Raw genomic sequence first — 22,918 nt, forward strand, 5'->3', positions numbered from 1 at the left:
GCCATTCCCGACAAAGAACCAGGTCAGCTTTTGCCTTTCGCGTCCTCGACACGCGCCTCCTTCCGGCGGTCCGGATTTTTCAGGAACGGGATCGCCAGGCTGAAGGGAAACGAATGCGCACGCGGCGTGAGCGCGGCACCGAGCCCGATTTCCATTGTCTCCTGTCCCTGTTCGGGATCTTCCACGTAGGTTCCGAACAGACGGTCCCAGACTGAAAGATAGAACCCGTAGTTGGAATCCGTCTCGTGCGGTAGCACCGAGTGATGAATGCGGTGCATGTCCGGAGTGACGATCAGAAACCGCAAGGGGCGGTCCAGCCAAAGCGGCAAGCGGACATTGGCGTGGCTGAAAACCGCAGAGCCGTTGAGAACGATCTCGAAGATCAGCACGGCTTCAACAGGACCGCCGAGGGCGATGATGACCAGCCCCTTCCAGAGGAAGGACAGCAGAATTTCGATCGGGTGGAACCTGAGCGCGGTTGTTGCGTCCACCTCACTATCTGCGTGGTGCATGCGGTGAATGCGCCAGAACAGAGGAACCTTGTGTGAGACCAGGTGCTGAAACCACACCGCAAGATCGAGCACGACGAAGGTGATCAGACCGGCCACAACACCCGACCAGCCGAGCAATGCAAAGAGGCCCCAACCCTTTTCCTGTGCCAGCATTGCAAGGCCGACGCCGCCGATGGGGAAGATCAGCCGCACCAGAAGGGCATCAAGCAGAACAATGCCCCAGTTAGTCGGCCAGCGCTTCAAACGGCCGCTCTTCAGGCGCCGCCGTGGCAAACCCGCTTCCAACAGCGCCATTATCAGAAAGATGCCGCCGAAACAGGCCATGCGAACCTGGTTGATGTCGATCTGGTCAAACATGGGGTCTTTTGAAACGTCCTGACTAATGCTGCTTGCCACGGTCCCGATGGCACGATAGGGCGATACGACAATACTCCTGATATCATTCCTTGCCGCTGCGACAGATCACATCATCATGACCGACTTTCTCTGGAACCGCCCCGAAACGCCACCTGTGGCAACACTGCTGCTGGCCCATGGCGCTGGCGCAGCCATGGACTCAACCTTCATGAACAAGCTCGCGGCAGCCCTCGCGAGCCAAGGCATTGCAGCCGCACGTTTTGAATTTGCCTATATGGCCGGTCGCCGGACGGGAGGCCCGAAAAAGCCGCCGCCCCGGGCCGACAAGCTGATTGCCGAGTTCCAGACCGCGCTGCAATCTGTCCTCAGCCAGAGCGACGGCACTCTGCTGATCGGCGGCAAATCGATGGGTGGTAGGGTCGCCGCGATGTTGGCAGGCGGCGGCTCGCTGCCTGGGCGCGCCAAGGGCGTTGCCTGTTTCGGCTACCCTTTCCACCCGACCGGCAAGGCCGATGCCGAGTGGCGGCTCCAGCCGCTGCAGGACGCCAAACGACCGGTTCTGGTTCTCCAGGGCGACCGGGATCCGTTCGGCTCGAAGGCGGAACTCGATGAAGTCACCTTGCCAGCTCATGTCGGCCTGACTTATCTGGAAGACGGCAACCACGACTTCGGACCGCGCGGCAAGTCGCCGGCGACACTCGACGGCAACATCAAACTTGCAGCCGAAGCAGTCAGGGCATTCGTGGATCGGCTCACGAGTTAGGGCCCACTACGTGCCCGGACAAGCGCAGCGCAAGTCCAGGGCTTGCGCGCAAGGCAGCAAGGAAAAAAGCCCGGACCGTTTCCGATCCGGGCTTTTTGAATTTCACGACAGTCCGGCTTACTGGCCGGGCTTGCCGTCGAATTCGTAGCTGGTGCTGCAGAACTCGCAGGTGACGATGATCTTGCCGTCGACAGTCATGTGGTCGACATCGTCGTCACTGAACCCGGCGAGAACATTCTCGATCTTCTCGCGAGAGCAGCTGCACTTGTCGACCAGCGGCTGCGGCTCGAAAAGGCGGACGCCGCGTTCGTGAAACAGCCGGAAGAGCAGCATTTCCACGCTGACTTCCGGATCAGTCAGTTCGACATCCTTGACCGTCTCGACCAGTACCTTGGCTTCCACCCAGGCATCGTCCTCGTCAATCTCGTGCGGGCTCGTGCCTTCCGGGGCATTGCCCGGATCGATGTCAGCCTGGCGCATGCGTTCCGGCGCTTCCGGCAGGAATTGGATCAGGATCCCGCCGGCGGTCCAGGTTTTCACGTGCCCCTCGCCTTCCTGGCGGGTGAACAGTTCACCGACACCAAGACGAACTTCTGTCGGGATCTGCTCGGATCGCTCGAAGTACCGGCGTGCGACTTCTTCCAGCGAGACACCATCCAACTCCACCAGTCCCTGGTAGCGCTGCATGTGCATTCCCTGGTCGATGGTCATCGCCAGATGTCCGTGCCCGAGAAGAGCCTCCTGCGTCGCCTTGCCGTCAGCCATCAGCGCTGCGACTTCAGCAGCATCGAAGGTTGCGCAGGCGCGGATTGCGTCGGGTGACTTGAAGTCAACGACCAGCATGGACACCGGCCCCTTCGTCTGCGTCTGCAGCGTGAAGCGACCGTCGAATTTCAGCGACGTGCCCAAGAGGCTGGTCAGAACGATCGCTTCCGCCAGCAGGCGCGAAACCGGTTCCGGATAGGCATGCCGGTCCAGAATTTTTTCCAGGACAGGACCAAGCGCGACCGCACGGCCGCGCACGTCGAGCCCTTCCACGGCAAAGGGCCGGACAGCGTCCAGCCCTGCAGGCGTAATGCCCAGTTCATCAAGATTAAGTGCCACTTGGCTTGCCTTATGCTGCGCCGAAGCACCAGGCCAGAATGCCCTTTTGGGCATGGAGCCGGTTTTCGGCTTCGTCAAACACAACGGAGTTGGGACCGTCCATGACGTCCGAGGTGACTTCCTCACCCCGGTGGGCCGGCAGGCAATGCATGAACAGGGCGTCCTGGTTTGCCTCAGCCATCAGGCGTTTGTTGACCTGATAGGCGCTGAGGAGGTTGTGACGCGATTCCGCATCGTCATCACCCATGGACACCCAGCAGTCGGTCACGACACAGTCGGTCCCCTTGACTGCCTCATATGGGTCCGTCGTGACCTGAATGGAACCACCCTTGGCACGAGCAGTTTCAATCAGGTCCATCGGCGGCGCCAGTTCGCCCGGCGTCGCGATGCGCAATTCGAAATCGAAGCGCGGCGCGGCATGAATCCAGGAAGCCAGCACGTTGTTGCTGTCACCGGTCCAGGCAACGCTCTTGCCCTTGATCGAACCGCGATGCTCTTCAAAGGTCAACAGATCCGCCATGATCTGACAGGGATGCGAGAGCTTGGTCAGACCGTTGATCACCGGCACTGTCGCATTGTCGGCAAGTTCACGCAGATCGTTGTGATCGAGGATGCGGATCATGATCGCGTCGACGAAGCGCGACAGAACCTGCGCCGTATCGGCGATTGTCTCTCCGCGGCCGAGCTGCATTTCCGCACCGGTCAGCATCAAGGTCTCGCCGCCAAGCTCGCGCATGCCGACATCGAAGGAAATGCGCGTACGGGTCGACGGTTGTTCGAAGATCATGGCCAGCACCTTGCCGGCCAGAGGACCCTGGCCGCGATGCACGCCGTTACGGCTCGACTTGATCTTCCGGCTGGTGTCCAGGATGGCGCGCAGTTCGTCGCCTTCGAAGTCCGTCAGATCCAGAAAGTTCCGGTAGGTTCCGTTTGCGGTCATCAGGCCGCTCCTTCCGCCAATTTCGCTTCCATGGCGACAGCAGCCTGTTCCAGGCGCTCGACAGCAATGGAAATTTCCTCTTCGCTCATGGTCAGCGGCGGCATGATGCGCACCACGTTATCGCCGGCAGGAACTGCCAGCAGACCGGCTTCACGGGCTGCAAGCACATAATCTGCCACCGGCACCACGCATTTCAGACCGAGCATCAGACCGTTGCCGCGCACTTCGGCCAGAACGTCCGGATGGCCGTCCACCAGTCCGGCCAGCTTCTGCTTGAAGCTGAGCCCCTTCTGACGGACACCTTCCAGGAACCCGTCTTCCAGAACGACGTCCAGAACGGCATTGCCGACTGCCATGGCCAGCGGATTGCCGCCAAAGGTGGTGCCGTGGGTCCCGGGTGATAGCGCCGCCGCCGTTTCTGCCGTTGCAAGACATGCGCCCATCGGGAACCCGCCGCCGATACCCTTGGCGATTGCCATCAGATCCGGTTCCACGCCCGTCCACTGGTGAGCGAACAACTTGCCGGTCCGTCCGACACCGGTCTGGATCTCGTCGAAGATCAGCAGAATGCCGTTGTCATCACAGATCTTGCGCAGCGCACGCAGGAAATCGGCCGGAATTTCGCGGATACCGCCCTCGCCCTGCACGGGTTCGATCGCGATCGCGGCCGTTTGCGGTCCGATGGCATCTTTCAGCGCATCCAGGTCTCCTGCCGGCACCTGGTCGAAACCGGGAGCCTTCGGGCCAAAGCCTTCAAGATATTTCGCCTGGCCGCCAGCCGCGATGGTCGCGATGGTCCGGCCATGGAAAGCGCCTTCGAAGGTCACGATGTGGAACCGCTCGGGGTTGCCGTTGTCATAATGATAACGGCGCGCGCATTTGATGGCAGCTTCCATCGCTTCCGCACCGGAATTCACGAACAGCACCTTGTCGGCAAAGGTTTCCGCGCACAGGCGCTGCGCCAGCCGTTCGCCATCCGGGATCTGGTGCAGGTTGGAGGTATGCCACAGCTTGGCTGCCTGATCCTGCAATGCCTTGACCAGATGCGGATGGGCATGACCGAGTGCGTTGACCGCGATGCCGGAACCGCAATCGAGGAATCGTCGGCCATCGGTGGTAACCAGCCAGACGCCTTCCCCATGATCGAAAGACAGGTTCGATCTTGCGTAATTTCCGAATAGTGCAGTCGCGGACATAACCTCGTTTGTCTCCTTTAAACGCCCCTGCTGTCCCCTGCGTCGCCCCGACGCCGGGCCGTCACCTTGAAAAGATGCCGAAGGGCCAAAACGCAACGTGCCGCCCCGATGAGGCGGCACGCAGCGGCTTTCTTATACACTGCCGGTACCATGCACTGTCAATGGAAATGGCGCACAAGACATTTCATGTGCCGCGGAGGGCGGATTTCATAAAATTCTCAATGACCTCGCCATAATTGGGGAAAAGTCGTTTCATCCCCAACTGGTTTGGGTCGAGTGGTTGCCTGACAAATTAACGTTATTGTAACCTCTCAGCAATCAGACACGAGATCTCGTGAGGCAAATCACCAAGAGGCACTAGATCTGCCAGCATTAAGCGTGCTTGCGCATGCTTAACACGGGGTTAATGGCCGCAGGACGGTCAAACTAAAGGGTGCGGCAATGAGTTGGACAAACGAACGAGTTGAGCTTCTCAAAAAGCTTTGGGGCGACGGCTTGAGCGCAAGCCAGATCGCAGGCGAACTGGGTGGTGTTACCCGTAACGCCGTGATCGGCAAGGTGCACCGCCTTGGCCTGTCCGGCCGCGCCAAGTCCACCTCTTCAAGCGCCAAGCCGCGCCGGCCGCGCACCGCAGCTCCTGCAACGGGTGCAGCGCCGAAGAAACCGACGACGTCACATCCGCAGTCGATCGGCGCAACGGCCCTGAAAGCAGACATCTCGCCTGCACCAGTGGTGGCTGCCAAGCCGCGCGTAGAGCCGATTGCAGAGCTCGTTCCGATCTCGCAGCGGGCTACCATCCTGACGCTGACCGAGCGGACCTGCAAATGGCCGATTGGCGACCCGGCGACCGACGACTTCTACTTCTGCGGCCGCCAGTCCGATGCCGGCGTCCCCTACTGCGCTCATCACTGCAAGATCGCGTATCAGCCGGTCGCCGACCGCCGCCGCGATCGCAAGACGATGGCTCAGGCAGGCTGATAGCCTCGCACCTAACCAATTCATGAGAAAGCCCGCCATCTGGCGGGCTTTTTTTTGTTTGGGCCTTCCATTGACCAGATGCCCGACCCCGACCAGTGACCTCCCACGGCTTGTTCTTGGCACCGCTCCATGCCGTTTCCGTTCCATCAAAACAAACCTTGTTTGACCACTCCGCCACGACAGGGACCGCAGGATCAGCCCCGACACCGACACAACTGATGGGGTTGTCGCAGAAGAGAACCTTGCTCCGCGAAAGGCACATAACCGCTGAGAAACAAAAAGCCCGCTAGAAAGCGGGCTCCTTAATTCCATTCTGCAAGTTGCCCTCAGGCAGTGGCAGAGGTGAACTGGTCATTGAAGGCGTATCCGGCACCACGGACGGTACGGATAGGATCCTTTGCCTTGCCCTTGTTCAGAGCCTTGCGCAAGCGACCGACGTGAACATCGACAGTGCGTTCGTCCACGTAGACATCGTGACCCCAGACCCCATCCAGCAGTTGTTCGCGGGAGAAGACACGGCCAGGCGATGTCATCAGGAATTCCAGCAGGCGGAATTCCGTCGGCCCCAGGTGTATTTCCTTGGTGTTGCGGCGAACGCGGTGCGTTTCACGATCCAGTTCGATATCGCCGGACCGCAACATGCTGGACACCACTTCCGGGCTTGCCCGGCGCAGGATGGCGCGCACGCGGGCCATCAATTCCGGTACCGAGAAGGGCTTGACCACGTAGTCGTCGGCACCGGTCGACAGACCGCGGATGCGCTCTGCTTCCTCACCGCGTGCCGTCAGCATGATGACCGGCAGGCGCTCGGTATCCTCGCGCGCCCGCAGGCGGCGGCACAGTTCAATTCCGGACAGGCCCGGCAGCATCCAGTCGAGCAGCAACAGATCCGGCAGGCTTTCCCGCAGGCGGATTTCCGCCTCATCACCCCGGACACAGGACTCGACCGAGTACCCTTCCGCTTCCAAATTGTATCTCAATAGAAGGCTGAGCGGTTCTTCGTCTTCAACGATGAGCACCTTCGGCATACATCTCGCTCCAATTACCGCAACCGGCGCCGAAGCGCCGGCCGTTAAGATCTTCTGCAAATCCGACGATTACCGGCGGGTCAGACCGCGCCTGTTTCGTCGACCTTTGCCCGGTCTTCCGGCAAACGCTCGCCAGTGACCATGTAGTAGACGTTCTCGGCGATATTCGTCGCGTGATCGCCGATGCGCTCGATGTTCTTTGCGCAGAACAAGAGATGGACGCACTGGGTAATGACCCGCGGGTCTTCCATCATGTAGGTCAGGAGTTCGCGGAAGATCGACGTGTAGATCGCGTCGACCTCGGCGTCGGCTTCCTGAACCCGGCGGGCGGCTTCCGCATCCTTGCGGGCGTAGGCATCCAGCACCTGCTTGAGCTGCGAAAGAGCGAGTTCCGTCATGTGCTCCACACCGATCGCGAGCTTCTTGGACTGCAAGTCGCTGTCGATGGCGATGACGCGCTTGGCAACGTTCTTGGCAAGATCGCCAACACGCTCCAGGTCATTGGCAATGCGCGTTGCGGCGGTGATTTCACGCAGGTCCTGCCCCATCGGCTGGCGGCGGACGATCAGCTCGATCAGCTTCACTTCAAGTTCGTTGTAAAGGCTGTCCAGACGGACATCGCCCTTGATCGTCGCCTTGGCAAGCTCCAGATCCTGCGACACCAGCGCGGACACCGCATCGGCGAAAGCCTTTTCGGCAATACCACCCATTTCGGCAACCTTGCCGGCCATGGCCGTCAGTTCGTCATCGTAAGCCGAGACTGTATGTTCAGACATCCTGTGTCCCCTTCAGAAACCTAAAAAATGCTTAGCCGAAGCGGCCCGTAATATAGTCCTGCGTACGCTTGTCCTTCGGATTGGTAAAGATGTCCTCCGTCAGACCTTCCTCCACCAGAACACCCAGATGGAAGAACGCGGTACGCTGAGACACACGGGCAGCCTGCTGCATCGAGTGGGTCACGATCACGATGGTGAAGTTTTCCCGCAGTTCGTCGATCAGCTCTTCCACCTTCGCAGTCGCGATGGGGTCAAGCGCCGAGCACGGTTCGTCCATCAGGATCACTTCCGGGCTGACGGCAATCGCACGGGCAATGCACAGACGCTGCTGCTGACCGCCCGACATGCCGGTGCCCGGCTCGTCCAGACGGTTCTTGACTTCTTCCCAAAGCCCGGCCTTCTGCAGGCTGGAGGCAACGATTTCATCAAGCTCGGACTTGTTGCGGGCCAGACCATGGATCCGCGGACCGTACGCAATGTTGTCGTAGATCGACTTGGGAAACGGGTTCGGCTTCTGGAAAACCATGCCGACCTTGGCGCGCAGCTGTACGGGATCGACCTTGGGATCGTAGATGTCTTCACCGTCGATCTTGATCGACCCTTCCACACGGCAGATGTCGATGGTGTCGTTCATGCGGTTGATCGTCCGCAGGAACGTCGACTTGCCACATCCGGAGGGACCGATGAAGGCAGTCACGGACCGCGGCTGGATCTCGATGTCCACGTCCTTGATGGCGTGGGTATCGCCATAATAGACCTGCACCTTGTTCGCGGAAATTTTGCTGTCGGTCATGGTTTTCGCCTGTTCAAAATTCGGCATCTCGTTCATCGGAGCAATCCTTACCAGCGGCGTTCAAACCTGCGGCGCAGGATGATAGCGATAATGTTCATGGTCATGAGGAAGACCAGCAGCACGATGATCCCGCCCCAAGCGCGTTCATAGAAAGCCGGGTCGGCGCGTTTCGCCCACTCGTAGATCTGGGCCGGCATGGCCGAGTTCGGAGAGAAGAAACCGGCAGCCACACCGTCCGGGAAATTGGAGGCGATGAAACCGACCATCCCGATCAGCAGCAGCGGAGCGGTTTCCCCAAGCGCCTGTGCCAGACCGATGATCGTGCCGGTCAGAATGCCAGGCATTGCCAGCGGCAGGACATGGTGGAAGATCGACTGCATCTTGGAGGCGCCAATACCAAGGGCCGCATCGCGGATGCTCGGCGGAACGGCCTTCAAGGAGGCGCGGGTGGAGATGATGATCGTCGGAAGTGTCATCAACGTCAGCACCAGGCCACCAACCAGCGGTGCAGATTGCGGCAGATGCATGAACTGGATGAAGACCGCCAGACCGAGAATACCGAACACGATGGACGGAACGGCGGCCAGGTTGGAGATATTCACCTCGATCAGATCGGTGAACTTGTTCTGCGGAGCGAATTCTTCCAGATAGATGGAAGCAGCCACACCGATCGGCAGCGACAGGAACAACACCACCAGCATCATGAACAGCGACCCGATCATGGACGCCCCGATGCCGGCCTGCTCCGGACGGCTGTCGGAAGCATCGGTTCCGGTGATGAAGGCCCAGTTGAAGCGCTTCTCCAGAATGCCGGCGGACTGCATCTGGTCAGCCAGATCCAGGTGTGCGGCATCCAGGTTCTTGTCTTCGGCAAGATCCTCGCGCTTGACGCGGCCCTTCAGGTAGCCGTCGACACGGGATGAGGCGATCAGCTCGAAGGTTACCGTCGTGCCGATCTTGTCCGGGTTGGCAAGTGCATAGTCACGAACCGTTGCGGCAGCCCCTGAGGAGAACAGCTTCTGCAGGTCCTTTGCCGACATGTCGGTGGTGATGTTGAGACCGGCAAGTTCCTTGGCAAAGGCGTCGTCAATGATGGCCCGATACTTGGAGGTCTTGACCACCGACTTTTCCGCTTCGGCAATCTGCTCCTGATTGAGGGGGACATCCACCTTCAGGAAGGTCTGGCTGAAGGCGCCAAGGCCGTTGGAAAGGATTGCCCACAACAGCGCGACGAGGAAGAACAGGCCGATGCCGATGGCAATGATGCCGTAGAGCTTGAAGCGGGCTTCAGCGGCGTTGCGCTTTCTGGTCAGCGGGTCGAGTTCGAGGATCGACGTGGTCTTGTGCGGGGTCGGAGCGCTGGTCTTGCCCGACGGTGGCGTAAGGGTCGTGTCGGTCATTAGTCGTACTGCTCCCGATATTTGCGCACGATGTAGAGCGCGACGATGTTGAGCCCCAGGGTCACAACGAACAGGGTCATGCCGAGTGCGAAGGCGACAAGGGCTTCCGGGGAGGCAAAGTCGGCGTCGCCGGTGAGCTGGCTGACGATCTTCGCGGTCACGGTGGTCATCGCTTCGAGCGGGTTCATGCTGAGGCGGGCAGCCGCGCCGGCCCCCAGAACAACGATCATGGTTTCACCGATGGCGCGAGAGGCCGCGAGCAGGATGGCCCCGACGATCCCCGGCAGGGCCGCCGGCAGAATGACCTGCTTCACGGTTTCCGAATGGGTGGCACCAAGTCCGAGCGAACCGTCACGCATGGCCTGCGGCACAGCGTTGATGATGTCGTCGGAGAGCGAGCTGACGAAAGGGATCAGCATGATGCCCATGACAGCACCCGCGGTGAACACCGAGGAAGCACCGGACATCCAGCTTACGCCGAGCGCACCGCTGGAGCCGAAGACGTTCATCAGAAGCGGGCCGACTGTGAGCAGCGCGAAGAGACCGTAAACGATGGTCGGAATACCGGCCAGGATCTCGAGCAGTGGCTTGGCAACGGCGCGTACGTGCGGCGTTGCATACTCAGACAGGTAGATGGCAGCGAACAGACCGATCGGTACGGCAACGGCAAGTGCGATCAGGGAGATATACATGGTCGCCCAGATCAGTGGCACGATCCCCAGCTCCGATCCACCGCCGAAGCTCGGCGCCCAGGTCAGGCCGAAGAAGAAATCAGCAGCCGGATAGAGCCGGAAGAACTCGACCGTGTTGAAGATCAGCGACAGCACGATGCCGACAGTCGTCAGGATGGCGATCGAGGCTGCTGCAATCAGGATATAGCGGACGACCGTTTCCACGACGTTGCGGGCACGGAAATCCTTGTTGGTGCGCAGAACACCGACAGCGAAACCGATCAGGCCGACCGCCAGAACGCCGATTGTCCGCAACAGCAGGCCTGTACCCGAGATGCTGCGGTATGTCTGCGCGGCCCGCAACGTTTCGGCGGTCACTTCGGAACCGAGCGCGACACCTATCTCGCCGAGACGGCTGCGCACGTCGGTCAGATCGGTACGGATGGAAGACGCCATGTCGGCCGACATGGCGCCTTGAGAAACGGCAAGATCGAGACCCTCGGCAACACGTACGACGTCGCTCATGACGAGGTCGAGTGAACTTGCGGCAATGGTCTCTTCGGAAATCTTGGAGGAAACCTGACTGTCAAGAATGATGGGCTGGAAGATCAGCCACGCAATGAGCAGCAGGAGGGCAGGAACCAATATCGAAACAACGACGTTCCAGCCGTAATAACCAGGCAGGGAATGGAGCTCACGCACATCCCCTCCGGCAGAACTTAAGGCTTTTCCGCGGCCGACTATGTATCCGGCGACAGCCAGAACCAGCAGCGCAATAAGAATATATGGAAGTGACATAGGGCGACCCAACCGGCAAAGAAGAAAGAAAGGGCGGCCGAAGCCGCCCTTCCGGAAAGATGTGCTTAGTTGCCCATCGTTTCTTCGGCTTCGATGGAAGCCTGCGTAGCGGCAAGCTCCGGATCGGAAACCAGGCCATACTGGGCCAGCGGGCCGTCCGGGCCAGCGATTTCGTCAGAAACGAAGAACTGAGCGTATTCTTTCAGGCCCGGGATAACGCCGATGTGTGCCTTCTTGATGTAGAAGAACAGCGGACGGGAAACCGGGTACTCACCCTTGGCGATGGTTTCGGTGGACGGAGCGATACCGGCCATCGTTGCCACTTTGAGTTTGTCGGTGTTGTTCTCGTAGAACGCCAGGCCGAAAACGCCAACGCCGTTCGGGTTGGAGTCGATGCGAGCCAGGGTCTCGGTGTAGTCGCCGTCGATGTCGACCGACTTGCCGTCCGTGCGGACTGCGATGCAGGCGTCTTCAGCGTCGTCTTCGGACATGCCGCCGTCGATCATGGCTTTCAGAGCGCCGGATTCTTCACAGCCAACAGCCAGAACTTTTTCTTCGAACACTTCACGGGTGCCGTGCTTGGTGCCCGGGATGAAAGCAGCGATTTCCGCGTCCGGCAGGGAAGCGTCAACTTCGGACCACTTGGTGTACGGGTTGTCGACGATCTGACCGTCCTTCAGGACTTTCGGGGACAGAGCGTTGAACCACTGAACCTGGGTGAATTCGTTGAAAGCCGGGCCGTCTTTCTGGGAAGCGAAGACGATGCCATCGTAGCCGATGCGGACTTCGATGATGTCTTTCACGCCAGCTTCGGCACAAGCCTTGATTTCCTTCTCGCGGATAGCGCGGGAAGCGTTTGCGATGTCGATGGTGTTTTCGCCAACGCCGGTGCAGAACTTCTTCAGACCAGCAGAGGAGCCACCGGATTCAACGACCGGTGTCGGGAAATCGGTGTTTTCGCCGAATGCTTCAGCAACGATGGAAGCATAAGGAAGAACCGTGGAGGAACCAGCAATCTGCACCTGGTCGCGAGCCTGAGCCGAACCAACGAATGCAGTGGAAGCAACGGCAAGAGCAGTTGCGCTAACGAGGGTCGTAAATTTCACTTGACCACTCCCTTTGAATGTCAAGGTTTCTAGATGATCACCGCGCTTGGATGTGCACGAGCGATGCGGGGAACCTAGGCTCCACGGATGAGAGTTCTATGACAGTTCCTTTTCAGTTTTGTGACAATTTAAGATACTGAAATTACTCAAGAAAACCTGTTCCTTGACGGTTTTATGTCGCAAAGGGTCACAAAAACCCGTCTCGAGGTGCACATGGTGCAGCTCTCACTTGCCTCGGCAAAGCTGACAGGCATCCCTTTTATCCATCTGGCGAGCGTTATGCCTGATCAGGGAGGTTTTCAGGCACCTGCCGCAGCGGCCGAACGGGGTTTTGCATTGCCCGGTTCAGCTCGATCAGAGTTGCAAGGCCGGCAACGCCATTGCGTCGGCCGCCACTTGCCTGCGTTTTTCGGCAGACAGGGGAATCAGTCCCTTGCTCGCCAGATACCCATCGTCGCCCCAGGCCTCTTCGCTGGTGAAGGCAGCCACATACTCCTCCATGCCAGGAATAAGGCCGACGTGTTCCTTCTTGATGTAGAAAAACAGCGGGCGGGACACCGGGTATTCCCCTGAGGCAATCTTTTCGAACGTCGGCTCGACCCCGTTGACGCCGACGCTCTGGATCTTGTCCCGGTTCTGCATCAGGAAGGAATAGCCGAAGATGCCGACCGTCACGGGATTGGCCTCCAGAGCACCGACGATCAGGTCGTCGTTCTCGCCCGCTTCGACAAAGCTGCCGTCCCGGCGAATGCGCGTGCAACCGTCCTTTTCCAGATCCTTGACCGTCTTGCAGCCTTCTTCCATGACAAGTTCCTCGAACGCGTCACGGGTGCCGGAGGTCGGAGGCGGTCCAAGCACCTCGATTTCCTCATTCGGCAAGTCCGCGTCAATGTCCGACCAGGCGAGGTTGCCGTTGTCGACAAGCTGTCCGTCCTTCGGAAGTTTCTCGGCCAGCGCCTCGAAAATCTGCTCCACGGTCAGGGTGAATTTCGGGCCATTGCGCGAATTGGCCAGCACGATGCCGTCATAACCGATTTCCACTTCGACCGGCGTGACGCCGTTTGCGAGACAGGTGTCCAGTTCCGAAGGTTTCATGCGCCTGGATGCATTCGTGATGTCCGGCGTGTGTTCACCAACGCCCTTGCAGAACAGGTTGAAACCGGCGCCTGAGCCCGTGGATTCGACAATCGGGAACTTTACGCCGTTGCTGCCGACTGCTTCTGCGACTGCGGTCGCAAATGGAAATACCGTGGACGAGCCGACGATAAGCAATCGGTCACGGGCTTCGGCGGTCAGGGATGCCAAACAAAAAACGCCACACAACACAGCGCGGGCTGAAAAATACATCGGCACGTTAAAACTCCTGGACAAAATGCTGGCGCGATCCGGCTAGACAGGCCTTCCTTCCGGCGGATCGCCTGACCGGTCACAAAAGACTTTTCCGATCTTGCAGTGGCAAGTCTCTAGCAGTCTCGCGTCTCAGGAATACGACAGTCGCCAATCCGGCATCAGGCGGAGATCTTCTCGGGCAGACCTTCAACGTTCTCCATGGCAGGCAAACTGACCTTGAACGTCGCCCCCTGCCCCGGCTCGCTCTCCACCTCCAGCCGGCCCCTGTGGCGTGTCAGGATGTGCTTCACGATGGCAAGCCCGAGGCCCGTCCCCTTCATCGCCCGGCTCGATTCGACATCGACCCGGTAGAACCTCTCTGTCAGGCGCGGCAGATGCTCACGCGGAATGCCCTCGCCGTAGTCGCGTACCGAAAGTTGCCAGGTCAGTGCATCCTGCGGCGCCTGCGGTCTTTCAAGGCCGACGTCGACGAACTTGCCGTCATGGCCGTATTTCAGCGCGTTCTCAATCAGGTTTTCCGTCACCTGGATGAGCTCGTCCCTGTCGCCCCTGATCCGCACGGGGGTGTCCGGGAGTTGAAGCCGGATCTCGACGCCCATGTCGGAGGCCAGCGGAGACAGCGCATCGGTCGTATGCCGGACGATTTCTGACAGATCGACAGCATTTGCGGGCCGGACGTGCGCCTTCAGCTCAATCCGCGACAGCGACAGGATATCATCGATCAACCGGCGCATACGCCCCGCCTGATCCAGCATGATCGACAAAAACCTGTCTCTCGCCTCCGGATCGTTGCGCGCAGGTCCTTGCAAGGTCTCGATAAATCCGGTTAGCGAGGCCAGAGGCGTGCGCAGTTCATGGCTGGCATTGGCGACGAAGTCCGTGCGCATGCGTTCAAGCCGGCGATTTTCTGTCAGGTCCTGAATGACCACCAGAATGAAGTCCGGCAAGCTCGGCATCTTTTCCAGGCCTGCGCTTCCGGGCATGTAGATCGGCGAGATATGAGCCTCGTACCAGGTTTCGGTCGGCACCTTCTCGATCCAGCTGATCTTCTCGGCCTCACCCGTTGTGCAGACACGGTCGAACGCTTCCAGCAGCGAAGGAGCCCGCAGCGAGAAGGACAGAGGATCACCCGGTTTCACGCCTTCATAAATCGACAGCGCCTGCTTGTTGACATAGCGGGTGATGCCCCGCCCGTCGGCAACGAAGCAGGGTGTCGGCAACGCATCAACAGTGACCTTCATGCCCGTACCCGGCCACATCCTGCGGATTTCCCGCTGGGCATTCAGCTTGACCCTGCGGCTCGAAGACTTGCGCGGCACGAAACAGGCCACGACAACAATTGCCGCCATGGCGAGCAGCGCCGTCGTCAACGGCACTTCATGGACGATGACCGCGCCTGCGGCAGCAGCAAACGCGAACAGCAGAATCCAGCGGGCTTCGCCAAGTCGGGTCAGCGGCGATGCGGCCTGCCGGTCTTCAGCAGGTTCTTCGATTGGCGAAGGCGGTTGGGTCATGGACGGTCGAGCGAATTCGTTTCAGCAGTTAGGTGTCCCGAGTGCAGACACTATTTCGACGTCTCAGTAAATGTGCAAGGCCGGAATAGGGAGATCGGGGCAGCATCGGACCACTCCCCTAACACGGAAAGCATGTCAGCCAAGCGACAATCAAATACACCCCTGAAAATGGGCTCCGACCCACCAACGCTCTTCGCGTCAGGTGAACCGAAACTTCCGAACCGGCGCCAAATACCCGCACCAATCACCGATTTTGAGGCAAGGGATGTCTGGCGGCGGATTTCAGGTTGTCCAGAATACGCGGCCAGCCATCAGGCTGGCGCATGCGTTCCAGATATTCCGCTCCCGCTTCGCCATGTCTCAGAAACTCACTGTGAACGATTTCAAGGCGCGTGCTGTCCCCGGCCTCGCGGAAGTTCACCATGACACGGCTTGCCGTCGCAGGATCCGCAACTTCCTCGCCATCCCGGCTGACCTGCCAGGCCAGACGAATGTAAAGCGGCGGTTCCAGTGAGAGGACGGTTCCCCAGACCCTGTGCTGGCCTTCACTGTCGATCTCATAACAGCTACCGCCCGCATAGGGATCGATACCCGCCTGAACCTTGCCCTCGCCCGCATCCTTGAAAGGCGATGTCCACCACAGATCAAGCCGGTCGACAAACAGTGAAAACGCCTGGCTCCGCGGCAGATTCAACATGCCTTCAACCCGGCACTCGGTGTCATGTGTCATGATTTTCCGTCAAATTCGTTCTTTCCAACCCCAAACGCACTGTTTCACATTTGGACCCGGCTTGGCAAAGTACCGCTTCCCTAGCCGATTCAAACGTCAGATACATGACGTACAGACCGAGGCAGAACCTGCCGAAACTGTCGCCCCTGGCGGAACCAACTGGAGACATCATGAAGCACGATCGCACGTTCGATCCGCAATATGGAACTGCCGTCGAGCTGATGCCGGGCGTGCGCCGGCTAACGGTAAACAACCCGGGGCCTTTCACCTTTCATGGCACCAACAGCTATCTGCTGGGGACCAGTCGGCTGATCTGCGTTGACCCCGGGCCTGCCCTGGAAGGCCAGGTCGACACCATCTTGAAGGCTGCACAAGGCGCAGTCATCGAGGCGATCCTGATCACCCACACGCATGTGGATCATTCGCCGGGCGCACGGCTGTTGAAAGAAAGAACCGGTGCCGAGATCATCGGGTGCGGGCCGCACCGGCCGGCACGAGCGCTTCTTGAAAACGAGGTCAATCCACTCGACGCCAGCGGCGACAAGGACTACGCGCCCGACAGGTTGCTGGAAGACGGCGAGATGTTCGAGGCCGCAGGCATTTCGCTTGAAGCCGTCGCCACGCCCGGCCACACGTCCAATCATCTGTGTTTTGCTCTTGCCGGGGAACCGGTTCTGCTGTCCGCCGATCACGTCATGGGCTGGTCGACATCGGTCGTCGCCCCGCCCGACGGCAGCATGCGGGACTACATGGCCTCGATCGACAAACTGCTGGCCCGTTCCGAATCCGTCTATTTACCCGGACACGGCGGTATTGTTCGCAATGCCATCGACTACGTCCGCGACCTGAAGCAGCACAGGCTCGACCGGGAAGCCTCGATCCTTCATGAACTGGCAAAAGGCGAACGATCAATTCCGGAAATCGTATCGGTGCTCTATGCAGCGGTTGATCCGGCGTTGCACCCGGCAGCAGGTCTGTCCGTATTCGCGCACCTGGAGGACCTCGCGGACAGAGGCCGCGTCGAGGCCAGTCCGGAGCTGTCTCTTGCCGCCCGCTATCGCCTCACCGGCTGAGCCTGCAAGCGATCAGCCTTCCAGATCGACCGCATCCAGACCTTCGGCAACCGGCGCATCCTCGTCCTCGAAATAGGGTTTGAAGCTCGGCAACGGAATGGTCTCGCGCAAGTCTTCAACCGGTTCGGCCGGCAGGTCTTCTTCCAGCTCGGTCTCGTCGACCGAAAGCCGCGCCAGATCGCCGTATGTTTCCAGGAGCACACGGTCGATCTCGCTGAAGACAAGACGGATGCGGTCCGCATTGTCGGTCAGGTCCTTCAGCGGTGTGCGGGAACGCGAACGAACGTCAAGCAGGGCCCCCACCGAATCCGGCCGGACGCGCAGTACGATATCGTGTTTCAATCCCAGGATCTGCGAAGTGCCCTCGGCCTGCAGATAGGTCGGTGCATCGAGGAGATCGGGCGGCAATTCATCAACGACCTGCCAGTTCAGACCTTCAAGCGCCTTGACACTCGCCGCATGCAGTTGAGCGGTAGAAATGCGGTATCGACGCGGAACGATATCGGGGTAAAGACGGTCTTCCGCCGAATTGGCCACAGCAGTCACGCCCGGCGCGGCACCCGTATAAGCGGCAACGGCCGGCCAGACGTCTTCAACAAGCGCGGTGTTCAGCCAGTCGAGAAAAGGCTGTTCGCTTGAAGCCACATTTGTTTCAAGTTCGGGTGGATCGGTTCGGTTGGTGGCCAGGTCGCTCGCTCCCGCGTGCATGACCAGCATTCCGACCACAAGCACAGGCGTCGCAAGCGCCAGCAGCCCCAGGAACAAACCTGTGAGCGCCGCCGGCACGCCGGGTCCGCCATAGGTCCAGATCCGGTGGAAGCCGAACAGGGCAAGCAGGATGGCGGCGAGCGCAATCGTAGCCGCTGCAATCAGAGACAGGACAAACACATCCGCGTCGATCAGGCCGAACCGCTTTTCCAGAAAGGCAATTGCCGCGAGCGCCAGCGCCACGGAGCCTGTCGTGCGACTGGCCGGTGCCGAAGCTGTTTTATAGACGGCGTAGCGCTTCATGAGATCCTATCTCGCCTGGCTTGCCGCATCTGCGCGGCAAGGTGTCCACCTGATTGTTTCTTCGTTTACAGCCAATTTGTCAAAAATGAACTTCACTTCGACAGCGAACACATCATACATTCCTTCTGGGCAAACGATAAACGTGCAAGCAAGACACGCCGGAAATACAGTTGCAAATCGGGGTAAGGCATGACCGGATTGCGGTCCCGTCATACGGCGAGCGAACAGGAACACCGCGCTGCCGGTGACGGAAAACAAAAGGCGTTTTCACCATTTGGCGTGTTTCGGCCAGGCTCTGCCAATATCTGCCTGTGCCACCTGCTGGTTCTGACGATACTCCTGTCGCCCATCGCCCTGGCATTTGCGATCCTCTATGCCGAACCGGGCGGACGCTGGCTGCAAGCCCACTATCACTACCTGCGGACAACCATCGCCCTCTTGGTCATAGGCCTCGGCACAGGAGGCCTGATGATCCTTCTGGGAGCTTCGATCTCTTCTATATTGATGCTGGCCGGACTGGGGCTTTGTGCCACGACGGTACTGCTCAGCTACGCGCGATCACTGCTAGGATTCTGCAGTGCCTTGCGAGGCTCTCCACTACGGAATCACAGAAGCTATTTCATATGAATGGGCAGTCATATACTTGCTCAAATGACTGGCAGGCCTAATTCGTAAATAAATCCTTACTGTATTACTTCAAATCCGGCCGGGATTCGTTACATCTTGTTATTGTTTTTGACTGGCCGATTTCCGCCAATAAGCGCATGCTTTTTCACATCCATTGCGAAAACCGGCTGAAAGGCGTGTTTTCTGCCTTCCGTTTGCCGCAATTGGATACGACATGCACACCGCCCGCGAGCCATGAAAACTTTAACCCAGAGAGCGGGCACTGGAAAAGACAACGGACGAGACAAATGTCTGAGCAATCTGCCCGCCCTGCCCCGAAGCAAAGCGCCGATGCGAAACTGGTGAACCTCTACAAGCCCGTCGGCATCGCAGCCCTCAATGCAGCTGCCCTTTGCAAGAATTCGGGCACGGTGGCCAAAAAGAAGAACTGAGCCGCTGCGCTATAGCGTCCGAAGACGCGGCAAGCCGCTGGTGACGGCCAGCTTGCCATGTTGTTTCGAGACGCTGGTTGACGGCCGGCGTGACCGGTCCAGGATAGCGTTCGGACATACAATCGGTGACGATTGAATGTCCGCCATCCTGAAGCGGCCAAGCCCCGTCGGGGTGCCGCAAAATCACTTTCTTCAGACGGTTGCCGTCTTCCGATCTGTTGGGCAAACTGCCGCCGAACAGGGCACGCTCCGTGTCCTTCGGCGGAGATTGCCTGCATGATCATTGCCTACTGCCCGACCGTCAAAGGTCTGGAGCGTCTTGAGCTTGCCTCCGGCGCGCCCCTTCCGACCACGTCTGTATGGATCGACCTGATCGCCCCGACGCAGGAAGAGCAAAAGGCAGCAGAAAAGCTGATGGGCGCGGAAATCCCGACACGGGACGAGATCGCCTCCATCGAAACCTCCGAACGCCTTTACCTGGAACCTGGCGCCGTGGTGATGACCGCGCAGCTTCCGATCGCCACGCAGATGATCGACCCGGCGCTTTCGTCTGTCACATTTGTCGTCAATGCCAAGCGGCTGGTGACTGTGCGCTATGGCGAACCGAAATCCATCGCCCTTCTGTCCCGCAAGGTTCAGGCCGATTCGACGATCGCCCACAAGGGGCCGGCTGTTCTCTTCACGATGCTCGACATCATCGTCGACCGGTGTGCCGATGAAATGGAAAGCGCGTCAGCACGGTATGACAAGCTGGCAGTGCAGGTGTTCGGCGACGGCCTCAACATGCGCAAGACCGCAAGCTATCAGATCGCCATCAAGCAACTGGGGCAGATCGGACTGCATGTGTCCAAGATGCACGATGTCTGCACCAGCCTGTCGCGGATGATGCTTTACCTCAGCACACATGCCAAACGTCTGAACCTGAACGAAGAGCAGGAAGCCGACTGCAAGATGTTCGGCAGGGACATCCATTCCATCAAGGAACACGGCGACGCACTGGACAACAAGCTGTCCTTCCTGCTGGACGCAACGGTCGGCCTTGTCACGCTGGAGCAGAACCAGATCTCGAAGATCTTTACGGTCGTCAGCGTGATCTTCCTGCCACCGACCTTGATCGCATCGATCTACGGCATGAACTTTGCCAACATGCCCGAGCTGAACTGGCAGCTCGGGTTCCTGTTCTCGTTGGGCCTGATGGTGTCGTCAGTCGGGCTGACGTTCCTGTTCTTCCGCTGGAAACGCCTGCTTTAACCGGTCCGGCATCTTGCAAGTTTCAGCCCTGGTCGCAGGCGCGTTACGGATAAAGGCGCGCCTTGGACCATGGCTGATCCGCGCCAGTTCGGGTGAACTGCACGCGGTCATGAAGCCGGAACGGCCGGTCATGCCAGAATTCGATGGAAACCGGCACCAGGCGCATGCCTGACCAGTGGTCGGGCCGCGGAATGTCGCCGATACCGAACTTGGCGGTATATTTCGCCACTTCCTTTTCCAGCGCGAAACGGCTTTCCAGCGGCCGCGATTGCCTGGACGCCCAGGCACCGATCCGGCTGCCGCGCGGCCGGGAGCGGTAGTACTCGTCCGCCTCCTCGTTCGAAACCTGTTGGACAAGACCACGGATGCGAACCTGCCGGCGCAAGGACTTCCAGTGGAAGCACATGGCAGCCTTGCCGGCGGAGAGCAGCTCCTGCCCCTTGGCGCTTTCGAAATTTGTGTAAAAAACAAAGCCGCGTTCGTCGAAGTCCTTCAGCAGAACCATCCGCACATTCGGCAGGCCGTCTGGGTCGACGGTCGACAGCGCCAGTGCGTTGGGATCGTTGGGCTCCGAAGCCCTGGCGTCCTCAAGCCATTCTGCAAAAAGCTCAAATGGCTTCACTACCTCTGTAAAGTCACCTTTTGTTAACTCTTCAGGGGGATCTTTAAGGTCTGTCATCGGTAACCTGTCGAAGGAAACGACAGCCTTTAAAGCGGCTCGAAAAGCCGGACCGGGGGGCTGCCTGAAAAATGTATCGTATGCGTTCATATACTGCCGGGCACATAAAGATCCAACCCTTAGCCGCACTTTGCATGGCCATTGCAACCGCGCTTGGCGGCTGTAGCCAGTTGTCCGTTCCGGTGGGCAGCAACAACATCGATTCCCCGACAGTCCTGACCGGCTCCATTCCGTCCGCATCCGACGTCGCCTATGCCGATATCAACGAGGACGACCGGTCTGTGATCGCGCAGAACCTCGACACTATCAGCCAGGACCTTGCCGCCGGAAAGCCGACGCAGGCCTTGTCGCTGACTTGGCTCAACGCGATCAGCGGCAATTCCGGCACATTGTCGAACATCAATGCATCCACCTACAGCGAGACAGGCTGTCTCGGCTTTCAGACGACGGCGAATACCATCGTCGGCATCAAGCTGTACTCCGGCACGGCCTGCCGGGACATCACGCAAAAATTCGCGGTCACCAGCCTGACTGTCGCCGAAGCTTGAACCCCGTCAAAAAACCGCTAAAACCGGAAGGTCCTCAAGACGAATTCGGGGTCTGGAATTTTTTCCTATCCATCCCGATATAGAGGACAAGTCCGGTCAAGCATGACCTGCTAAACTTGCACGCTTGTGTTCGGCTCGCCGAACGGAGCAGTGCGCGGGGCAGCCTGCCGGAAAATCTTAGGAACCTGGTGAGACGAATGCGTGATCCCTATAGCGTTCTCGGGGTGGCAAAATCTGCCAGCGAGAGCGAAATCAAGAAGGCCTTTCGGAAGCTGGCCAAAAAATACCATCCGGATCAGAACAAGGATGATCCGACGGCCGCACAGCGTTTTTCCGAAGCAAATCAGGCCTATGAAATTGTCGGCGACAAGGAAAAACGTGCCAAGTTCGACCGCGGAGAAATCGATGCGGAGGGCAAGCAGCGCTATCAGGCGCATGGTTTTGACGGCTTTTCCGGATATGAAGACTTCGGCGGTGCACGCACCCAGAAGACATCCGGTGGCGGCGGCAGTTTCGACGATATTCTGAACGACATTTTCGGCAGCTTCGGCGGTGGCCGTGCACGCGCCGGCGCAGGTGCAGGCGCTGGACCCGGCGCAGGTTTCGGCGGAGGCGCCCGTGCGAAGGCGCCGCCCAAGACAAAAGGCGCCAACGCGGAAATCGTCGCCCGCGCCTCGCTGGAGGACATCGTCAACTCCGGCAAGACCCAGGTAACGCTTCCAAGCGGCAAGACGGTGAATGTTACCCTGCCCAAGGGGGTGGTCGAAGGCGAAAAGATCCGGCTCAAGGGCCAGGGGCACCCCGGGGAAAACGGCGGTCCTGCAGGCGACGCCCTGGTCGAGATCCGTTTCAAGCCTCACAAGCTTTTCGAAGTGAAGGGATCCGACCTCCACCTCGACCTGCCTCTGACACTTTATGAAGCTGTTCTGGGCGCAAAGGTGCGTACGCCGACCCTGTCCGGTGCTGTCAACCTGACCATTCCGGCCAACGCCTCCAGCGGCAAGTCCATGCGGCTGAAGGGCAAGGGCCTGCCGACCAAGACCGGTGGTCATGGCGACCTTCTGGTCAAGCTGCAGATCGTAATGCCGCCGCACGGCGACGACGAGTTGGACACGCTGATGCGGGCCTGGAAGGAAATCACTCCGTACCGCGCACGCGGACCGGAATTCGACTAGGCGGCGCCTTCGTCAACTGTTGACCGTCACCTCGCCCCGCCAGTGCCACTGGTGGGGCGACGTTTTTGACTTTCCTCATCTCAGCCTCGGATCAGTCTCCAACTACT

The 22,918-nt window shown here is 59.4% G+C and carries 23 protein-coding genes; 8 read left to right on the top strand and 15 right to left on the bottom strand.

Annotated features, from left to right (window positions below; all coding sequences use genetic code 11):
• Positions 1-23: 23 nt before the first annotated feature.
• A complete protein-coding gene (locus FIU93_RS28020; protein ID WP_152507423.1) occupies positions 24-869 on the bottom strand; it encodes a sterol desaturase family protein in 846 nt (281 codons plus the stop codon).
• Between the two features lie 115 nt (positions 870-984).
• On the opposite strand from FIU93_RS28020, the gene FIU93_RS28025 reads away from it, so the two are divergent.
• Positions 985-1,632, top strand: coding sequence for an alpha/beta family hydrolase (locus tag FIU93_RS28025; protein ID WP_152507424.1), 648 nt, complete (start codon positions 985-987; stop codon positions 1,630-1,632).
• 117 nt (positions 1,633-1,749) lie between these two features.
• On the opposite strand, the gene FIU93_RS28030 is transcribed toward FIU93_RS28025, so the two are convergent.
• From FIU93_RS28030 to FIU93_RS28040, 3 genes are read right to left on the bottom strand one after another with little or no spacing between them, the layout of a single operon-like run.
• Positions 1,750-2,736 carry an Hsp33 family molecular chaperone gene (locus tag FIU93_RS28030; RefSeq protein WP_023001809.1) on the bottom strand — a complete coding sequence of 329 codons (987 nt, stop codon included), beginning with the start codon at positions 2,734-2,736 and terminating at the stop codon, positions 1,750-1,752.
• A gap of 10 nt (positions 2,737-2,746) precedes the next feature.
• Positions 2,747-3,676, bottom strand: a complete 930-nt coding sequence (gene argF, locus FIU93_RS28035) for an ornithine carbamoyltransferase (RefSeq protein ID WP_152507425.1) — start codon at positions 3,674-3,676, stop codon at positions 2,747-2,749.
• A complete protein-coding gene (locus tag FIU93_RS28040; protein WP_075281428.1) occupies positions 3,676-4,872 on the bottom strand; it encodes an aspartate aminotransferase family protein in 1,197 nt (398 codons plus the stop codon). Before FIU93_RS28040 ends, argF begins: the two co-directional genes overlap by 1 nt.
• Before the next feature lie 441 nt (positions 4,873-5,313).
• Here FIU93_RS28040 and FIU93_RS28045 point away from each other — a divergent pair, with 441 nt between their 5' ends.
• A complete protein-coding gene (locus FIU93_RS28045) occupies positions 5,314-5,850 on the top strand; it encodes a GcrA family cell cycle regulator (RefSeq protein ID WP_023001812.1) in 537 nt (178 codons plus the stop codon).
• Positions 5,851-6,176: 326 nt separating this feature from the next.
• On the opposite strand, the gene phoB is transcribed toward FIU93_RS28045, so the two are convergent.
• The 9 genes from phoB to FIU93_RS28090 form a co-directional block, all read right to left on the bottom strand.
• Positions 6,177-6,878: a phosphate regulon transcriptional regulator PhoB gene (gene phoB / locus FIU93_RS28050; RefSeq protein WP_023001813.1), complete on the bottom strand. Its 702-nt coding sequence runs from the start codon at positions 6,876-6,878 to the stop codon at positions 6,177-6,179.
• An 80-nt stretch (positions 6,879-6,958) separates the two neighbouring features.
• Positions 6,959-7,654 (bottom strand): phosphate signaling complex protein PhoU, encoded by a 696-nt coding sequence (gene phoU / locus FIU93_RS28055; protein WP_023001814.1) that lies wholly within the window; start codon positions 7,652-7,654, stop codon positions 6,959-6,961.
• Between the two features lie 31 nt (positions 7,655-7,685).
• On the bottom strand, positions 7,686-8,447 hold the full coding sequence (pstB, locus tag FIU93_RS28060) for a phosphate ABC transporter ATP-binding protein PstB (RefSeq protein ID WP_228148061.1): 762 nt from the start codon (positions 8,445-8,447) through the stop codon (positions 7,686-7,688).
• Positions 8,448-8,494: 47 nt separating this feature from the next.
• Complete coding sequence (gene pstA / locus FIU93_RS28065) at positions 8,495-9,847, bottom strand: phosphate ABC transporter permease PstA (protein ID WP_023001816.1); 1,353 nt, start codon at positions 9,845-9,847, stop codon at positions 8,495-8,497.
• Positions 9,847-11,316, bottom strand: coding sequence for a phosphate ABC transporter permease subunit PstC (gene pstC / locus FIU93_RS28070; RefSeq protein WP_152507426.1), 1,470 nt, complete (start codon positions 11,314-11,316; stop codon positions 9,847-9,849). The genes pstA and pstC overlap by 1 nt, the downstream gene beginning before the upstream one ends.
• 65 nt (positions 11,317-11,381) lie before the next feature.
• Positions 11,382-12,422: a substrate-binding domain-containing protein gene (locus tag FIU93_RS28075; protein ID WP_023001818.1), complete on the bottom strand. Its 1,041-nt coding sequence runs from the start codon at positions 12,420-12,422 to the stop codon at positions 11,382-11,384.
• Between the two features lie 354 nt (positions 12,423-12,776).
• Positions 12,777-13,769 carry a substrate-binding domain-containing protein gene (locus FIU93_RS28080; protein ID WP_152507427.1) on the bottom strand — a complete coding sequence of 331 codons (993 nt, stop codon included), beginning with the start codon at positions 13,767-13,769 and terminating at the stop codon, positions 12,777-12,779.
• A 161-nt stretch (positions 13,770-13,930) separates the two neighbouring features.
• Entirely contained in the window at positions 13,931-15,286 is a 1,356-nt protein-coding gene (locus FIU93_RS28085; protein ID WP_077290630.1) for an ATP-binding protein, read from the bottom strand.
• A 244-nt stretch (positions 15,287-15,530) separates the two neighbouring features.
• Positions 15,531-16,016 (bottom strand): SRPBCC family protein, encoded by a 486-nt coding sequence (locus FIU93_RS28090; protein ID WP_023001821.1) that lies wholly within the window; start codon positions 16,014-16,016, stop codon positions 15,531-15,533.
• A gap of 170 nt (positions 16,017-16,186) precedes the next feature.
• Here FIU93_RS28090 and FIU93_RS28095 point away from each other — a divergent pair, with 170 nt between their 5' ends.
• On the top strand, positions 16,187-17,089 hold the full coding sequence (locus tag FIU93_RS28095; RefSeq protein ID WP_152507428.1) for an MBL fold metallo-hydrolase: 903 nt from the start codon (positions 16,187-16,189) through the stop codon (positions 17,087-17,089).
• A 12-nt stretch (positions 17,090-17,101) separates the two neighbouring features.
• Here FIU93_RS28095 and FIU93_RS28100 read toward each other — a convergent pair whose 3' ends face one another.
• On the bottom strand, positions 17,102-18,100 hold the full coding sequence (locus tag FIU93_RS28100; protein WP_152507429.1) for a DUF1499 domain-containing protein: 999 nt from the start codon (positions 18,098-18,100) through the stop codon (positions 17,102-17,104).
• 189 nt (positions 18,101-18,289) lie between these two features.
• On the opposite strand from FIU93_RS28100, the gene FIU93_RS28105 reads away from it, so the two are divergent.
• The 3 genes from FIU93_RS28105 (at position 18,290) to FIU93_RS28110 (ending at position 20,409) form a co-directional block, all read left to right on the top strand.
• A complete protein-coding gene (locus tag FIU93_RS28105; protein ID WP_152507430.1) occupies positions 18,290-18,727 on the top strand; it encodes a hypothetical protein in 438 nt (145 codons plus the stop codon).
• Positions 18,728-19,014: 287 nt separating this feature from the next.
• Positions 19,015-19,158, top strand: coding sequence for a hypothetical protein (locus FIU93_RS31525; RefSeq protein WP_023001827.1), 144 nt, complete (start codon positions 19,015-19,017; stop codon positions 19,156-19,158).
• Positions 19,159-19,434: 276 nt separating this feature from the next.
• Complete coding sequence (locus FIU93_RS28110; RefSeq protein ID WP_055658081.1) at positions 19,435-20,409, top strand: magnesium transporter CorA family protein; 975 nt, start codon at positions 19,435-19,437, stop codon at positions 20,407-20,409.
• A 43-nt stretch (positions 20,410-20,452) separates the two neighbouring features.
• On the opposite strand, the gene pdxH is transcribed toward FIU93_RS28110, so the two are convergent.
• Positions 20,453-21,088, bottom strand: a complete 636-nt coding sequence (gene pdxH / locus FIU93_RS28115) for a pyridoxamine 5'-phosphate oxidase (protein ID WP_152507431.1) — start codon at positions 21,086-21,088, stop codon at positions 20,453-20,455.
• A 134-nt stretch (positions 21,089-21,222) separates the two neighbouring features.
• Between pdxH and FIU93_RS28120 the strand changes: the two genes are divergently transcribed.
• Positions 21,223-21,636, top strand: a complete 414-nt coding sequence (locus tag FIU93_RS28120; RefSeq protein WP_055658077.1) for an RT0821/Lpp0805 family surface protein — start codon at positions 21,223-21,225, stop codon at positions 21,634-21,636.
• 197 nt (positions 21,637-21,833) lie between these two features.
• Complete coding sequence (locus FIU93_RS28125) at positions 21,834-22,811, top strand: J domain-containing protein (RefSeq protein WP_023001831.1); 978 nt, start codon at positions 21,834-21,836, stop codon at positions 22,809-22,811.
• The last annotated feature ends 107 nt before the right edge of the window (positions 22,812-22,918 follow it).

Source organism: Labrenzia sp. THAF35 (assembly GCF_009363595.1).
In the GTDB taxonomy this organism is placed as follows: Bacteria; Pseudomonadota; Alphaproteobacteria; order Rhizobiales; family Stappiaceae; genus Roseibium; species Roseibium algicola.

Excerpts from the sequence above, each read along its gene's own strand:
- FIU93_RS28020 (WP_152507423.1), bottom strand. The coding sequence starts at position 869 with ATGTTTGACCAGATCGACATCAACCAGGTTCGCATGGCCTGTTTCGGC.
- FIU93_RS28025 (WP_152507424.1), top strand. The coding sequence starts at position 985 with ATGACCGACTTTCTCTGGAACCGCCCCGAAACGCCACCTGTGGCAACA.
- argF (WP_152507425.1), bottom strand. The coding sequence starts at position 3,676 with ATGACCGCAAACGGAACCTACCGGAACTTTCTGGATCTGACGGACTTC.
- FIU93_RS28040 (WP_075281428.1), bottom strand. The coding sequence starts at position 4,872 with ATGTCCGCGACTGCACTATTCGGAAATTACGCAAGATCGAACCTGTCT.
- FIU93_RS28045 (WP_023001812.1), top strand. The coding sequence starts at position 5,314 with ATGAGTTGGACAAACGAACGAGTTGAGCTTCTCAAAAAGCTTTGGGGC.
- phoB (WP_023001813.1), bottom strand. The coding sequence starts at position 6,878 with ATGCCGAAGGTGCTCATCGTTGAAGACGAAGAACCGCTCAGCCTTCTA.
- phoU (WP_023001814.1), bottom strand. The coding sequence starts at position 7,654 with ATGTCTGAACATACAGTCTCGGCTTACGATGACGAACTGACGGCCATG.
- pstB (WP_228148061.1), bottom strand. The coding sequence starts at position 8,447 with ATGACCGACAGCAAAATTTCCGCGAACAAGGTGCAGGTCTATTATGGC.
- pstA (WP_023001816.1), bottom strand. The coding sequence starts at position 9,847 with ATGACCGACACGACCCTTACGCCACCGTCGGGCAAGACCAGCGCTCCG.
- pstC (WP_152507426.1), bottom strand. The coding sequence starts at position 11,316 with ATGTCACTTCCATATATTCTTATTGCGCTGCTGGTTCTGGCTGTCGCC.
- FIU93_RS28080 (WP_152507427.1), bottom strand. The coding sequence starts at position 13,769 with ATGTATTTTTCAGCCCGCGCTGTGTTGTGTGGCGTTTTTTGTTTGGCA.
- FIU93_RS28085 (WP_077290630.1), bottom strand. The coding sequence starts at position 15,286 with ATGACCCAACCGCCTTCGCCAATCGAAGAACCTGCTGAAGACCGGCAG.
- FIU93_RS28090 (WP_023001821.1), bottom strand. The coding sequence starts at position 16,016 with ATGACACATGACACCGAGTGCCGGGTTGAAGGCATGTTGAATCTGCCG.
- FIU93_RS28095 (WP_152507428.1), top strand. The coding sequence starts at position 16,187 with ATGAAGCACGATCGCACGTTCGATCCGCAATATGGAACTGCCGTCGAG.
- FIU93_RS28100 (WP_152507429.1), bottom strand. The coding sequence starts at position 18,100 with ATGAAGCGCTACGCCGTCTATAAAACAGCTTCGGCACCGGCCAGTCGC.
- FIU93_RS28105 (WP_152507430.1), top strand. The coding sequence starts at position 18,290 with ATGACCGGATTGCGGTCCCGTCATACGGCGAGCGAACAGGAACACCGC.
- FIU93_RS31525 (WP_023001827.1), top strand. The coding sequence starts at position 19,015 with ATGTCTGAGCAATCTGCCCGCCCTGCCCCGAAGCAAAGCGCCGATGCG.
- FIU93_RS28110 (WP_055658081.1), top strand. The coding sequence starts at position 19,435 with ATGATCATTGCCTACTGCCCGACCGTCAAAGGTCTGGAGCGTCTTGAG.
- pdxH (WP_152507431.1), bottom strand. The coding sequence starts at position 21,088 with ATGACAGACCTTAAAGATCCCCCTGAAGAGTTAACAAAAGGTGACTTT.
- FIU93_RS28120 (WP_055658077.1), top strand. The coding sequence starts at position 21,223 with ATGGCCATTGCAACCGCGCTTGGCGGCTGTAGCCAGTTGTCCGTTCCG.
- FIU93_RS28125 (WP_023001831.1), top strand. The coding sequence starts at position 21,834 with ATGCGTGATCCCTATAGCGTTCTCGGGGTGGCAAAATCTGCCAGCGAG.